The following is a 14,535-nucleotide window of genomic DNA, read 5'->3' as shown; positions in this document are numbered from 1 at the left end:
GGAATAACTCCTTTGCTCCGCCGGTTTCCTGCCCGGTGTACTTAAGCTATATGAGGCTCCCGGATGATGGTTTCCGGCGCCTGTGAATTCTGTATAACAACAGCGGGTACCTGGTTTTTTTTGCCATAAGTAATGTATAGTGCGGCCGCTGTAAATAGTAGCGCTCCGGCAATATTACCTAAGGTTACGGGTACCTGGTTATACAGCCACCAATCGGCTATGCTTACGGGGGCGCCCAGCAGCATGCCTTCAGGTATTACGAACATGTTTACAACTGCGTGCTCGAATCCCTGCGCAAAGAACATAAATACGGGGATCCAGGCGGCCAGGATTTTTCCAATGGTGGAGGATGAGGTGAGCGCCAGTACCACGCCCATCGTTACCATCCAGTTGCATAAAATACCTTTGGTAAAAGCGGTGGCAATGCCGGCGCCTCCCAGCTGGCCATAACCCGTTGTTTTTGCTTCTGCAATTTTAATAATATTGGAAATTAGGGGTGAAGTATGGGTTTGTCCAAAGCTGGTTGCCGAAGCCCAAAACAGGAATGCGTATACCAATGCGCCAAAGAGGTTGGCACCGTATACAATACCCAGGTTGCGCAGCATTACGGGCATGGGTACTGTTTTATGAAAATAGGCTACGGGCAGCAAGGCAAAGCTCCCGGTTGCCAGTTCCAGCCCCATTAGCACCACTACTACAAAACAAATGGGAAATAATAGGGCGCCCACGATGGCTACACCGGTTTGTGTGCTGGCTGTAATGGCAAGCGTAGTGCCGATGCCCAGCAGCATGCCGGAAAGGGTGCCTCTTACAAAAAGATCAGCGGCGTTGAGCCGGCCTTTATCCGTACCGGACTGAATCATGAGGGCTACCACCTCTGCAGGCTTTTTATAATCCATAATTTAGGTTTTTAGTTTAATGATTAAAAAGGGTTTTTAAAGCAATGCGGGCTAAAATTTGTAACCCATACCAATGCCCACATTCCATTTTCCATTGGCAGCGGCCGTTTTTGCATTATAGAATATTGGCACCTGCAGGGCCAGGTGTTTGTAAGATGCACTGAGGCCACAACCCAGGGAAGGTGTTACGGCGGCGTTTTTTGAGGCGCCGGTAGTTACTCTATCTTCTTTAATACGCAGCGAGGGGAGCATGCCCAGGCTTACACAAAAAGGTTTGCGCGTCCATTTAACGGCCGGTCCTCCAAAGTTGATAAAGGCGCCTTTGTTTACATAACCGGCTATAACCATCCCATCCCACAGGGCGGCGCCTGTTTTTGAAACGGCTGTTTGCGCGTTTGCGGTTTTTGTTAATGTCAGTACTGCGGCCAGTACAAGTAGTTTTTGTTTACTGCGGTTCATATATGGATGTGTTTAATGTATGGGGAATAAGAGCGGTAGCCACGTCAATGAACACCTTCTCTCCCTGTATTTTTACGGGGTAGGTTTTAATGGCGCTGCAGGTTTCATCGTTAAGGCATTGCCCATCCCGAAGCGAGAAGGTTTTTTTATGAAAGGGGCAGGCAACTTTAGGCGTACCCTGTTGTGAGCCCAGCATACCCCTGCTCAGCGCCATCTGCTTTTTATGCGGACACAGGTTTTGGGTGGCATACCATTCGTTGCGATGGGTGAAATAATACAGGGCGATTTGTTCCCCTCCATACTGCACGCACACACCTCCGTTGTGCGGCATGTCTGTAACCTTACAGGCATAGATCCAGTTGTTTTTTTGCATGCTATTGAATTTGTTTTGAAAAGATTACCATTCAGCCGCCTTTTTTTGTCCGCGCAGGGTTTCAAATACTATGGTGGGGTCTTTGGCTTCGGGGGCATTTATAAAATGGGTGAAACGTTTTCGCAGCCCCGGATTTTCTACTGCTTCCTTCCATTCGCAGGTATAATGATCTACCAGTGTTTGCATTTGCGCTTCCAGCTCGGCGGCTATCTTCAAACTGTCGTGTACCACCACGTTTTTGAGGTAGTTGATACCGCCTTCCATTTTGTTGAGCCAGGCGGCGGTGCGGGTAAGCGGGTCGGCTGTTTTGATGTAAAACATCAGGAACCGGTCAATGTAGCGGATGCAGGTTTCGGCATCAATATCGGCGGCCAGTAGCAGCGCATGCTGGGGCCTGGAGCCACCGTTGCCGCATACATAAAGGTTCCAGCCTTTTTCAGTGGCAATAATGCCAAAGTCTTTTGATTGTGCCTCGGCGCATTCGCGGATACAGCCAGATACGGCCGATTTTATCTTGTGGGGAGCCCTTAAACCTTTATACCGGTTTTCTATACGTACGGCAAAGCTTACGCTATCGTGCAGTCCAAAGCGGCACCAGGTAGAGCCTACACAGCTTTTCACCGTACGCAGGGCTTTGCCATAGGCATGACCGCTTTCAAAACCGGCGGCAATCAGTTCTTCCCAGATTTGGGGCAGATCATTTAAATGAGCGCCAAAAAGATCGATCCGCTGTCCTCCGGTTATTTTGGTATACAGGTTGTATTTTTTTGCTACTGCTCCAATTATTATGAGTTTTTCTGGCGTTATTTCGCCGCCTGGAATACGCGGTACTACGGAATAAGTGCCACCCTTTTGTATGTTGGCTAAAAAGCGGTCGTTGGTGTCCTGGGAAGTGGCACTTTCTTTTTTGATGATAAGGTCGTTCCAGAGGCTGGCGAGGATCGAACTGACTGCGGGCCGGCAAATTTCGCATCCATCCCCCGTGCCCATTGTATCCAACACCTCGTCAAATGAATGGAGGTCTTTGATTTTTGCAAGATCATAGAGCTCCTGCCGGGAGTAGGCAAAGTGTTCGCAGATGACATTGCGTACTGTTTTTCCCTGTTTTTTCAAGGAGGCATTGATAATGTCTTTTACCATTGGCGTGCATCCGCCACAGCCGGAACCGGCGCCGGTGCATTTTTTAACGGCGTCAAAAGACGTGCAGCCATTATGCATTACGGCGTCTTCAATGCCTTGCTTTTGTACCCCTTCGCAACTGCAGATCAATGCATCGGCCGGGAGTTCAAAGTTTTCGGTGTTATTTTCCGTGCTGCCGGATGGTGCTATCAGGTTGGCCGGTGAAGCGGAAAGGTTGAGTTGATTGGCGCAGATCTGCTGCAGTTTATGATAGGCATCGGCCTCGCCTACCAGGATGCCGCCCAGCAGTTTTGTGCCATCGTTGGAAATATTGATGCGTTTATAAATGCCCGTATGATTGTTGTGATAAATAATGGAGCGCGCTTCTTCGTCACCAATAAATGGATCACCAAAGCTGGCCACATCAATGCCGATCAGTTTCAGCTTGGTGCTCATATCAAAGCCATGAAAATGTTTGCTGCCTCCGGTGAGTTGCTGTACCACTACCTCGGCCATTTCATAGCCCGGTGCCACCAATCCATAAACCGCGCCTTCGTGTACTGCGCACTCGCCGATGGCATAGATAAAGGGATCGTTGGTTTGCATTTGGTTATTAACAGAAATGCCTCCCCTGTGGCCGGTCTGCAGCCCGCATTTTTTCGCCAGCTCATCGCGGGGTCTAATGCCGGCAGAGATCACCAGCATGTCTGTGCTGAGGATGCTGCCATCTGTAAACATCAGTCCGGTGATGGTTTCATTACCCAGGATTACGGCGGTGTTCTTTTGAGTATGCGTGGTGATGCCCAGTGCTTTTAATTTCTGGATTAGTACCTGCGATCCGCCGTCATCGATCTGGCGTGGCATCAGACGGGGTGCAAATTCAATAACATGGGTTTCGGCAATGCCCAGGTCCAGCATCGCTTTAGCCGCCTCCAGTCCCAACAACCCGCCGCCAACAACCACGGCGGATTTGGCCACTTTCGCGTGCCGCCAGATAAGATTGAGGTCTTCAATGGTGCGGTAAACAAATACACCCTGTTTATCTACACCCGAAATAGCCGGTACAAATGCTGCCGATCCGGTGGCAAATACCAGGTAGTCGTAGCTTAGCTGTTTTCCCTCAAATGAGGTGACCGTCTTCCGGGCACGGTCTACCTGGGTAACCGGGTCGCCAAGGTGCAGGTGAATGTTGTTTTCTGCATACCAGCCCATGGGCTTCATGCACAGGTCCTGCACCGTTTTTCCGGCAAAATATTCGCTCAGGTGTACGCGGTCGTAGGCAGAAAGGGGCTCTTCTCCAAAAACGGTTAATTTGAGGTTGCGGGGGTTTTGGGCAATCAGCTTCTCGCAGAATTTTTGACCCACCATACCATTGCCAATAACAATAATGTTCATAGTTATTTATTTATGTTATGCAAGAATGGCCCGGCAATCGATATATTATAAATATATAAATATTAATTATTTTATACTTTATAATGATATTTGATTTCAAATATAGATAAAAAACTTATCTATTTACAATTTAATGGTTAAAAATCTAATTTTATTTCTAAATAAATTATATATTTATAATAATAATATGAATTTCAAGTCAAAATTAATCCTTATTGGGGCGGGACCCGGCGATCCGGAGTTGATTACCCTGAAAGCGATCCGGGCGCTTGGTGAGGCGGATGTAATATTGTATGATGCGCTGGTAAATGAAGCGTTGCTGGAGCATGCCCAAAATGCGTCTGTTACGTTGTTTGTAGGCAAGCGTTTTGGCTGTCATGCATTGAGCCAGCAGGAAATTAATGATCGTATTATTGAGTATGGAAGGCAGTACCGGACGATTGTCCGGTTAAAAGGCGGCGACCCCTTTGTGTTTGGCCGTGCGCAGGAGGAAATAGACGCCGCTGTCGCTGCCGGAATGCAGGTGGAGTTGGTTCCCGGTATATCCAGCGCACTTGCGGTACCTTCCTCAGCAATGATCCCGCTTACCTGCAGAGGTGTTAATGAAAGTTTTTGGGTGATAACCGGTACTACACAATCTGGTGCGTTGTCGGATGACCTTTACCTGGCCGCACGCTCTTCTGCTACTGTTGTAGTGCTGATGGCGATGAGTAAACTGGAAGCCATTGTAGATCTTTTTACTATAGCAGGCAAAGGTGAAACAGCCGCAGCCATTATACAGAACGGTACACTTCCGAATGCGAAAATGGTGCGCGGCAAAGTAAAAGATATTACGTTCCGTGCCCAGTGTGCCGGGTTAAGTAACCCTGCTGTGATCGTTATTGGCGAGGTGGTAAACCTGAACCGTGTTGTTATGGGCCAAAGCACTGCACTGCAACAGCCCCATTGGCTTGTGCCCCATTAATTCCGCATCGCTTTTTTGATAGACGTAAGAAATTCAGGCACGCTTTTCAGCGGATTGTAGGGGGCCCCCACGCTGTTGGTGTTATTGGGCCCCGATAATGTTTCGATGGGAATATATCCCCGGTATCCCGATCTTTTGATGATATCAAGCACACGCGGAATGTCCGTTTTTACGGTGCTTTTTGCACCGAAGGGGCTTTCTTTAAACTGGAAATTGACCGCATAGGGCATTATTTTTTCAACATCGATATAGGGATCTGCGGTTACAAAACTTCCGATGTCAACCACAACGCCCAGCCACTCTGAGTTGACCAGTTTCAGCAGGTGAATGGTTTGTTCGGCGGTTTTCAGGAAGTCGGCATGATTTTGTACGCCAATTAAAATGCCTTTTGTTTTTGCGTAGGCCACACATTCCTTTATACAGGTTGCCATATAGCCCGCAATGCTGTCCCATTTATGCTCGTAGCCCGGCGGAATGTTCCCGGAGAAAATACGTACAACTGGTGCGCCCAGTTGTTGTGCCACATCAATCCAATCCTTTACCAGTTGTACATCGGCGGCCCTTTTGGCAGGATCCGGATGTGCAAAGTCATTTTTAACACCGGTGCCGCTGATATCCAATCCCAATAAAAAAGCTTTGCGTTTGATCCGGTTGATAAACTCAGGAGTTGGTTTTTTCGGATAGCCCGGAAAATAGTAGCCGGTGATATCGATGGCATCAAAATTATTTGCTGCTGTAAACTCCAGCAGCGCCTCCATGCTCATACCGGAGGCGGAATCCTTAAGATGATCGTTGAGTATTTTTGAAAAAGAGTAGGCATTGAGACTGGTTTTGATATAGGAATTTCCCGGCCGGTGTTGAAGGGGCTGTGCCAATGAAACACCGGCAATAAAAAACAAGGCAAAACAGAACAGCAGGCTTTGCTTCATATGGATCGTATTTTAGTAAAGCTGGGTATGAAATTCGTTAACCCTGGTCATATAGGCGTATAAAACTGCGAAAACGTTTTATGAGCGACCGCTGAGCATTTTAAACGTGTTGACAAATGCTTCAGGGTCATCGGGGCTCAATACAATTTTTTTGTGATTCTCCGTTTCAATAAGTACCACTTTATCCTTCCGGGTCATAAACCATTTCATAGTACCCAGCTGCCTGTTGCTAAAGTTGCCGTAATACCCAAACATACCCCCGCTGCCAAATATCCGCCAGGACCAGCGCAGTAATTTCGGATCGATATTGTTGACGGAACCAAGCGTGGTTAAACGAATCCGTTTATTGCCAAACGGACGGCAGATGATCAGCGCCTCGTTACTGAGCTGGTATTTTTTTACAGAAAACCCATAGGGCATCACTAAAGATAGAAAGCTCACAACTGCCATAAACAAAAGAGGAAGCCAGGTGCCGGCGCCTTTCAGGCTGAACCACATGGAGGTAAGAACCGCCAGCATCAGCACGGCAACAAGTATAGTAATGGTTTTGGTGGTTCTGTCGTATGATGCGCTAAAGTCCATAGTACCTGTTTTAATGCGAATGATGAATGTTTTACAATTTTAACAGCAGGGGGTAAAGCAGCAGCCGGTAAATAACCTCCGCAACGACCAGGGTGGCGGCAAAAAGTACATAATGCGCTGGTTTTCGGGCGTGCACCGCTGTACGGAAGCCGTTTACCAGCAATATAATGGCGTGGACAAAAAATGCGAGCATCAGTAAGCTGACCATTGTGGATATCCACAAAGTGGAGCCGGATAATGTTTCCAGGCGGTTATTCTTAACGGCCAGCATAATTTGATCCATAGCGGTTTTTATAAATGGAAGTTGCAGAATCAGGATGCCAAAGGCCAGGGGGATGCGATGGATCAGTATGCCATTCAGGATATCGACGATTCTTGTTTTGGGATTGATGACTTTGCCCAGGCCAAATAGCAATAAGGATAAAAGGCTTGTGTAAACGACTGCTTCCGCTATGGAGCCCTTCAGGGAAAGATCTGCTTTGGGTGATACGTGGTATACGCCGTCATTACTTTGTTTGGCCCACCAGAACAATAATACGGAAAGCAGCAGGCTAATGATTCCGGTAATTGCCAGGTCCCTTTCCGGGTAACGTTCAAAGGGATTGAAAACGGTTTTCCAGTTTTTTGACATCAGGAATTCATTTTTTTTATTTTCTCAATCATATCATCCATTTTATTGCGCATGGTCGGATAGCTGATCCCGGCCTGCTTCGACATTTCTTTAATACTGCCGCTGGCCAGGAAGAAATCCATTATAAAATCCTGCTCTTCCCGGCTTAGTTTCAAATAAAGAGGAAGTTCATAATTACCGTTCACCTGCGTATTGCAAGCTTCGCATTGTAATTGGCTTACCCTCAGCGGATTTTCACAACTGGGGCAATAAACAGGGAGCTTCATTTAATAAAGCTAAATATATTTTTAATAAAATTAAATATTTATTTGATAAAATAAATAAATTGATCCAAAATGCTTCGGATTTGAAGAAACCGGTTCCCTTTATAGACTGCGGCTTTTTTGGCCGGTCATAACAGGGGTGACAATAAATTACAGGGTGATGCTCAGGCCATCAAATGCCAGATTGCGGCCGGCTGGAAGTGTGGCTTCAATTTCCTGGTGAAAGCCCATCTGGTGAGAGATATGGGTAAAATAGGCCTGGGGTATTTCCAGTTCATCGGCAAGAGCCATCGCTTCCTTCAGTGTAAAATGGGATACATGGGGCTCATGGCGCAGGGCATTTAACACCAGTATTTTTGATCCGCGTATTTTTTCTTTTGATGCATCATCGATCCGGTTGGCATCGGTGATATAGGTGAAATCTCCAAAACGGAAACCCAGTACGGGCATATTCATGTGCCATACGGGAATGGGTTCTACCTGAAGATCGCCCGTTTCAAAAATCGTTCGTTCCTCAAGATAATTCAGGTTAATGGAAGGCAGGCCGGTAATACGGTGCTCGCTAAACGCGTAGTCAAACTCCATTTTCACCCGGTCAAGCGTAGCTTCCGTGGCAAAGAGCTCCATCGGCTTTTGCTGAAAATAATTGAAGGCACGTACTTCATCCAGACCTGCAATATGATCTTTATGGGAGTGTGTGAGGATCACCGCGTCCAGGTTTTTTACCGCCTGGCGCAGCAACTGGGTACGGAAATCCGGACCCGCATCAACCACCAGGGTAGTTTTAGGCGACTGTACCAGGATGCTGGATCGCAGTCGCTGATCCTTTGGGTCTGTTGATTGGCAAACCGGGCAATCACAGGCCACCATGGGCACGCCGGAGCTGGTTCCGGTACCAAGAAAGGTTATGTTAATGGAAGGATAATTCATTTTTAACGCTTAATGCTAAATGCAGAATGCTTAATGCGTTATGCGTTTGGCATTCTGCGTTTAGCGTTCCTTTCGTATGGCTTTTATTAAGTTAATTAATTTGGCTTTTACTTCATCGTAATTCCTGTAATTTCTCATAATTGCGTATTTATCAGGTTAACAATTCGAAAAATAGCATTCAGCATTCGGCATTTAGCCTTCATCATCCGATGCTGCATTTTCCACTACTTCCGCATACAATTTCCTGGAGCTGTCGTCCAGCAATGTTGTATCTATCTCCAGTTGCGGGATGATCTCCAGCAGTGCATTGATTCGGCCTTCCGTTTGCAAAAATTTATTCAGCACCACTACCTTCCTGTTGTCCAGGATGCAATACCCGCTTTGAAAAGTGCCCCGTTCATAGCGCAACACGTAGCCGCATTGTTCCGGAACGGTTTCCAGCTTGTTCAGCATATTTTGTGTGTACTTGATCATGTTTTTACTTCAATATCAACAAAGATAGCTTTCGTTTCCGAAATCGGTTCTTTGGTGCCGTTTAAAGTTCAACGTTACAGCTATTCATTCCGATGCCATTTCCTTAGGCCAGATGTTGGGCCGGGAAGACGTAAAGCCGGGAGGGACATTGGGTTTGAAGCATCAGCGGCTTGTCCCGTTTTGCGTATACGCGCCAAGTTAATTTTTGCTCGAAGAAGCTGCAGCGCTGATCCTATTAGTAAGCAACAATACGGGTAATAAAGGTGCAGCGCACCGGTAATCGTTGCGGTACAAGCCCGGCGTGCGAAATTACCGCCGCGCTGCGGCTACGGGAGGTTTTGGGCGCTCATCGTTATAAGGGTCAACGGCGCGCCGCGCCTGTTTGCCATTAAAAGATGTGATCTTTTTGGCGTGAAAAGCTTACCCGTACTACATTTTCAAATTTTCAAATTCGCACATTTCAACATTTTCCTAACTTTGGCGGCAATTAGAAAAATGGCAAACGTTCGTAAAATCATCAACGACCCGGTTTATGGGTTTATAACCATTGATCACCCCTTGCTGCTGGCCATCATATCCCATCCGTTTTACCAGCGTTTACGAAGCATTCATCAAATGGCATTCGCCCACCTGGTATACCCGGGTGCCGTTCACACGCGTTTACTGCATTCGCTGGGGGCTTATCACCTGATGTGTACGGCCCTCCAGGAACTAAAGGGGAAGGGGGGTGTCATCACATCCGAGGAAGAACTGGGTGCCAAAATTGCGATATTGCTGCATGATATTGGGCATGGTCCTTTTTCGCATGCACTGGAGCACGAGCTGATTCCCGGGGTGCACCATGAAAGGCTTTCATTGGCCATTATGCAGGAGCTCAACCGGCAATTTAACAATCAATTAGAAACGGCTCTGGCTATTTTTACCGGAACACATCCAAAACGGTTCCTGCACCAGTTGGTTTCCGGTCAGCTGGATGTGGACCGGATGGACTACCTGAACCGGGATAGTTTTTTTACAGGTGTGGCAGAAGGGGTAATCGGGTACGACCGTATTATAAAAATGCTGGCGGTGCACAGGGATAACCTGGTGGTAGAGGAAAAAGCGATCTATTCCATCGAAAAGTTTTTGTTAAGCCGCAGGCTGATGTACTGGCAGGTGTACCTGCATAAGACCGTGGTAGCGGCGGAAAAAATGCTGGTAATGATCATCCGAAGGGCAAAGGAGCTAATTGCAGCCGGCGTGGTGGTAACTGCCGCAACGGAGGCGCTGGAGCATTTTTTGCACCATGGCGCCGCGGGGGAGGACCGGTACCAGCTACTGCAGGATTTTTGCAGTATGGACGACCAGGATATGGCCGCCACCATTAAGAACTGGAGCCGGCATCCGGACCGGGTGCTTTCTCATTTGTGCCAGGCATTGGTGGAGCGCAGGATCATGCACATCCGCTTGCAGGCCCGGCCTTTTGAAGAGGCATTCCTGCTGCAAACCCGGCGGGAAATGGCCGTAAAGATGGACATCAGTGAAGAAGAAGCCGCTTATTTCGTTTTTTGGGGAGAAGCCAGCAATAGTTTGTACAATCCTAAAAACGAAACCATTACCATTCTTTACAAGGATGGCAGTTTGAAGGATATTTCGGAGGTCGACCATGCGCTCATCAATGTAAAAACAACGATGCCTGTTAAAAAATATTACATTTGCTCCTTTAGGATTCTTTAAAATCATTCGTTTTAGAATATGACATTTACTGCTTCACAGATTGCTGCAATGATCAATGGCCATATTGAGGGAAACCCCGATGTGGCTGTTGCCAATTTTGGAAAAATTGAAGAAGCCCGGGAAGGGCAGCTGAGTTTTCTGGCAAACCCCAAATATGAAGAATACCTGTACGAAACCAGGGCCAGCATCATCATCGTAAATGAAGCACTGGAGTTAAAAAAAACAGTGACGGCTACACTGGTCCGTGTTAAAGATGCTTATTCTGCTTTTGCCACCCTGCTGGGAAAATACCAGGAGATCATGCAGCAGCAGTTAAAAGGCATCCAGGAACCATCCTATATTTCCAAAACCGCGCGGTATGGGGCCGATGTTTTTATAGGGGCATTTGCATACCTCGGCGAAAATGTAAGGATCGGCAATCACGTGAAGATCCATCCCAATACCTATATCGGGGACAATGTTGCCATCGGAGATCATACCATCATTCATGCCGGTGTAAAGATCATGCACAGCTGCATCATCGGAAATCAGGTTACCATTCATGCAGGCACAGTAATTGGCAGCGATGGCTTTGGGTTTGCACCCCAGGCGGATGGCTCCTTTGCCAAAGTACCCCAGATCGGCAATGTGGTTATTGAAGACCAGGTAGAGATCGGAGCCAATGCTACCATCGATAGGGCCACCATCGGGTCTACCATCATCCGGTCCGGCGCCAAGCTGGACAATCTGATACAGATTGCGCATAATGTGGAGATCGGGAGCAGTACGGTAGTGGCGGCGCAGGCCGGCATCAGCGGCAGCACCAAAGTGGGCCGGGGTGTAATGATTGGCGGGCAGGTGGGCATTGTAGGGCACCTGCATATTGGTGATGGGGCCAAAATTAATGCGCAAAGCGGGGTCAGTAAAAATATCGAACCCGGCAAAGCCGTAACCGGCTCGCCGGCTTATGACTATACATCGGCGCTAAGAAGCCAGGCATTGAGCCGCCGGCTGCCTGATCTTGAAAAACGTATGAAGGAGTTGGAAGAGGAGCTCTGCCGCCTCAAAAAAGAAGGATAACTGCAACATTATCAAATCTCTACCGGATTACAACCGTTCATTAATGCGGCTCATTGATTTTATAAATATATTTGCGCCCACAAATCACATACATGGATAATCATTTCAACCCCGACAAACAACATACACTGAAACAACCGGTTAGCATCAGCGGTACCGGTTTGCATACCGGCGTAATGGCGGATGTTACGCTAAAACCGGCCAATGCTGGTTTCGGTATCCAGTTTCAACGGGTTGATTTGCCAAATAAACCAATCATTAAGGCAGATTGCGACCTTGTTACCGATACCAGCAGGGGAACCACGCTGGAATCAAACGGTGCCAAAGTAAGTACCGTGGAGCACCTGCTGGCAGCCCTGGTAGGAATGGGGATCGATAATGTCCTGATCGAGATCAACGGCCCCGAAGTACCCATCAAGGATGGCAGCGCCATGGCCTTTATCGAAATTATCGAGGAGGTTGGAACGGATGAGCAGGATGCGGCCAAACTATGGTACTCCATCGATGAAAATCTTTATCTTACCGATGAAGAGAAGCGCGTTGAAATGGTGATTATGCCGGCGCGTGAGTATCAGATTACCACCCTCATCGATTTTAATTCCCCGGTGCTGGGTACCCAGCACGCAGAACTGAAGACGATGCGGAACTTTAAGGAGAAGATCTCCGGCTCCCGTACCTTTTGCTTTTTGCATGAGCTGGAAATGTTGCTTCAGCATAACCTGATCAAAGGCGGGGACGTAAATAATGCGATTGTGGTGGTTGATAAACCCATCGGAGATGAGGAATTAGACCGCCTCAAAAAGATCTTCAACAAAGATGATATCGAAGTTAAAAGCGAAGGCTATTTAAATAACCTCGAACTGCGTTTCCCCAATGAACCGGCACGTCATAAACTGCTGGATATTGTGGGAGACCTGGCTTTGATCGGCTATCCTGTAAAAGGGCGGGTAATCGCCAACCGGCCCGGGCACAGCTCCAATGTGGAATTTGCCCGCCTGATCAAAAAACACATCAAGGCCAATAAACACCTGAAGGGGGTACCGCATTATGATGCCAGTGTGCCCCCGGTATATGACCTCAAGTATATTGAAAAAACGCTGCCGCACCGGTTCCCTTTCTTATTGGTGGATAAGATCATTGAGCTTACCGATGAACGCATTGTAGGGGTAAAGAATGTGACTTTTAACGAATGGTTTTTCCAGGGCCATTTCCCTCAAAACCCGGTAATGCCGGGTGTTTTGCAGATAGAAGCCCTGGCCCAATGCGGCGGCATCCTGGCCATTAATCTTGCAGGCGAGGGGCAATACGATACCTATTTCCTCAAAATAGACAACTGTAAATTTAAACAGATGGTGCGCCCGGGGGATACCATGATCCTGAAGATGGAGCTTACAGCCCCCATTCGCCGTGGTATCTGCGAAATGCGTGGTACCGTATACGTAGGTGGAAAAGTAGCAACAGAGGCCGACCTGGTAGCGCAAATCGTAAAACGGTAACCGCCTGCGCGTTTAAGGTTTAAAGTTTCATGTTTCACGTTAGCCGGCCAGGAGCAACGGGCTATTGATCATGGATAAACCGACTTCCTCCCTGCTCTTTTGCCACCGTTTACGTTGCGTGGGGCTCTATGTGCAGGAAAAATACAAACGGCATCAGGGGCAAGTTCTGTCTGGTATTTACATGCCTGCCGCCGCCCTTTGCGTTCTTTGCTCCGTGGCGTCTTTGCGCGAAATATCCTGCCGCAAACAGCCTTTTCAATTGTCGTTTTTACACAACAGATCCGTACCCGAACGATGTTATGTTTGCATCGTGATTGCAACAGATCTTAAACAATAAAAACGATAAAAATGAAAAAGACAAAAATTCTCTACTGGACCTTTACAGGGCTGATCGTATTACTGGATGGCGTAATGCCGGCGCTTACTTCGCATACAGAACTGGCCAGGCAAGGCATCAGTCACCTGGGCTACCCTGACTATTTCCGGGTATTGCTCACCATTTTTAAAGTATCCGGCGCTCTGGTGCTCGCCCTTCCTTTTTTTAAGGGACGCATTAAGGAATGGGCCTATGCGGGCTTTGCGTTTAACTTTATCAGCGCTGTGGTTTCGCATACGGCGGTGGATGGTTTTGGTGGCCAGACTTTATTTCCATTGGTTGCATTGTGCATACTGGCCGCTTCTTATCACTATTATCATAAAATGCGCAAAACGGAAGCCCGGAGGGCCATTAGCGGAAGCATGCAATACAGCCTGGGCTAAGCCCGGTTGTTAAACTCCATTACAAAAGACTATCTTCAAAAAAAATAATCACCTAAAACAACAACAATGGAACCAACAAAAGTTACCGTAGCGGCAACCATTAATGCTCCCATAGAAAAAGTTTGGGAGTACTGGACCACACCGGAACATATCAAAAAATGGAACAGTGCCTCCGACGACTGGCATACGCCGCATGCGGAAAATGACCTGCGCGTGGGTGGTAAATTTTCCTCGCGGATGGAAGCGCGGGACGGCAGTATGGGATTTGATTTTGGCGGAGTATATGATGAAGTGATCAGCCTTGAGCAGATCGGGTATACTATGGGCGACGGCCGGAGCGTACAGGTGCTTTTTAAAGGCGGTGATGGAAATACCACGCTTACTGAAACGTTTGACGCAGAAACCACCAACCCCGTAGAAATGCAGCAGGCCGGCTGGCAGGCAATATTGAACAATTTTAAAAAATATACCGAGGCGGGCTAACCTC

General features: G+C 47.7%; 16 protein-coding genes. 6 read left to right on the top strand and 10 right to left on the bottom strand.

Features of this window, described 5'->3' with window-relative positions; genetic code table 11:
- Positions 1 to 41 precede the first annotated feature (41 nt).
- The 4 genes from GGU45_RS03900 to nirB are packed head-to-tail and all read right to left on the bottom strand — an operon-like array spanning position 42 to position 4,245.
- Complete coding sequence (locus GGU45_RS03900) at positions 42 to 899, bottom strand: formate/nitrite transporter family protein (protein ID WP_435222209.1); 858 nt, start codon at positions 897 to 899, stop codon at positions 42 to 44.
- 51 nt (positions 900 to 950) lie between these two features.
- Positions 951 to 1,358 carry a hypothetical protein gene (locus tag GGU45_RS03895; protein ID WP_435222207.1) on the bottom strand — a complete coding sequence of 136 codons (408 nt, stop codon included), beginning with the start codon at positions 1,356 to 1,358 and terminating at the stop codon, positions 951 to 953.
- The gene (nirD, locus tag GGU45_RS03890) at positions 1,345 to 1,731 is read right to left on the bottom strand and encodes a nitrite reductase small subunit NirD (protein ID WP_435222205.1); all 387 of its coding nucleotides are present in this window, start codon (positions 1,729 to 1,731) and stop codon (positions 1,345 to 1,347) included. The genes GGU45_RS03895 and nirD overlap by 14 nt, the downstream gene beginning before the upstream one ends.
- Positions 1,732 to 1,755: 24 nt before the next feature.
- Positions 1,756 to 4,245 carry a nitrite reductase large subunit NirB gene (nirB, locus tag GGU45_RS03885; protein ID WP_435222203.1) on the bottom strand — a complete coding sequence of 830 codons (2,490 nt, stop codon included), beginning with the start codon at positions 4,243 to 4,245 and terminating at the stop codon, positions 1,756 to 1,758.
- Between the two features lie 187 nt (positions 4,246 to 4,432).
- On the opposite strand from nirB, the gene cobA reads away from it, so the two are divergent.
- The gene (gene cobA / locus GGU45_RS03880; protein ID WP_435222201.1) at positions 4,433 to 5,209 is read left to right on the top strand and encodes a uroporphyrinogen-III C-methyltransferase; all 777 of its coding nucleotides are present in this window, start codon (positions 4,433 to 4,435) and stop codon (positions 5,207 to 5,209) included.
- On the opposite strand, the gene GGU45_RS03875 is transcribed toward cobA, so the two are convergent.
- The 6 genes from GGU45_RS03875 to GGU45_RS03850 form a co-directional block, all read right to left on the bottom strand.
- Positions 5,206 to 6,138 (bottom strand): sugar phosphate isomerase/epimerase family protein, encoded by a 933-nt coding sequence (locus tag GGU45_RS03875; protein ID WP_435222200.1) that lies wholly within the window; start codon positions 6,136 to 6,138, stop codon positions 5,206 to 5,208. The two genes, cobA and GGU45_RS03875, sit on opposite strands and share 4 nt — an antisense overlap.
- 78 nt (positions 6,139 to 6,216) lie before the next feature.
- A complete protein-coding gene (locus tag GGU45_RS03870) occupies positions 6,217 to 6,720 on the bottom strand; it encodes a PH domain-containing protein (RefSeq protein WP_435222198.1) in 504 nt (167 codons plus the stop codon).
- A gap of 31 nt (positions 6,721 to 6,751) precedes the next feature.
- The gene (locus tag GGU45_RS03865) at positions 6,752 to 7,351 is read right to left on the bottom strand and encodes a hypothetical protein (protein ID WP_435222197.1); all 600 of its coding nucleotides are present in this window, start codon (positions 7,349 to 7,351) and stop codon (positions 6,752 to 6,754) included.
- Positions 7,351 to 7,617, bottom strand: a complete 267-nt coding sequence (locus GGU45_RS03860; RefSeq protein ID WP_435222195.1) for a DUF2089 family protein — start codon at positions 7,615 to 7,617, stop codon at positions 7,351 to 7,353. Before GGU45_RS03860 ends, GGU45_RS03865 begins: the two co-directional genes overlap by 1 nt.
- A 147-nt stretch (positions 7,618 to 7,764) precedes the next feature.
- Positions 7,765 to 8,544, bottom strand: coding sequence for an MBL fold metallo-hydrolase (locus GGU45_RS03855; RefSeq protein ID WP_435222193.1), 780 nt, complete (start codon positions 8,542 to 8,544; stop codon positions 7,765 to 7,767).
- A 192-nt stretch (positions 8,545 to 8,736) separates the two neighbouring features.
- Positions 8,737 to 9,018: a hypothetical protein gene (locus tag GGU45_RS03850; RefSeq protein WP_435222191.1), complete on the bottom strand. Its 282-nt coding sequence runs from the start codon at positions 9,016 to 9,018 to the stop codon at positions 8,737 to 8,739.
- 495 nt (positions 9,019 to 9,513) lie between these two features.
- On the opposite strand from GGU45_RS03850, the gene GGU45_RS03845 reads away from it, so the two are divergent.
- The 5 genes from GGU45_RS03845 (at position 9,514) to GGU45_RS03825 (ending at position 14,531) form a co-directional block, all read left to right on the top strand.
- On the top strand, positions 9,514 to 10,734 hold the full coding sequence (locus tag GGU45_RS03845) for an HD domain-containing protein (protein WP_435222189.1): 1,221 nt from the start codon (positions 9,514 to 9,516) through the stop codon (positions 10,732 to 10,734).
- Between the two features lie 18 nt (positions 10,735 to 10,752).
- Complete coding sequence (gene lpxD / locus GGU45_RS03840) at positions 10,753 to 11,793, top strand: UDP-3-O-(3-hydroxymyristoyl)glucosamine N-acyltransferase (protein ID WP_435222187.1); 1,041 nt, start codon at positions 10,753 to 10,755, stop codon at positions 11,791 to 11,793.
- 92 nt (positions 11,794 to 11,885) lie between these two features.
- Positions 11,886 to 13,289 carry a bifunctional UDP-3-O-[3-hydroxymyristoyl] N-acetylglucosamine deacetylase/3-hydroxyacyl-ACP dehydratase gene (locus tag GGU45_RS03835; RefSeq protein WP_435222185.1) on the top strand — a complete coding sequence of 468 codons (1,404 nt, stop codon included), beginning with the start codon at positions 11,886 to 11,888 and terminating at the stop codon, positions 13,287 to 13,289.
- A 348-nt stretch (positions 13,290 to 13,637) separates the two neighbouring features.
- Positions 13,638 to 14,048 carry a DoxX family protein gene (locus GGU45_RS03830; protein ID WP_435222183.1) on the top strand — a complete coding sequence of 137 codons (411 nt, stop codon included), beginning with the start codon at positions 13,638 to 13,640 and terminating at the stop codon, positions 14,046 to 14,048.
- 66 nt (positions 14,049 to 14,114) lie between these two features.
- Entirely contained in the window at positions 14,115 to 14,531 is a 417-nt protein-coding gene (locus GGU45_RS03825; protein WP_435222181.1) for an SRPBCC family protein, read from the top strand.
- Positions 14,532 to 14,535: the final 4 nt, after the last annotated feature.

Origin of the sequence: Niabella hirudinis (genome assembly GCF_051201075.1) — a bacterium.
GTDB lineage: Bacteria > Bacteroidota > Bacteroidia > Chitinophagales > Chitinophagaceae > Niabella > Niabella hirudinis.
Note: the sequence above shows the minus strand (reverse complement) of the source record. Positions and strands in the feature narration are given on the sequence as shown.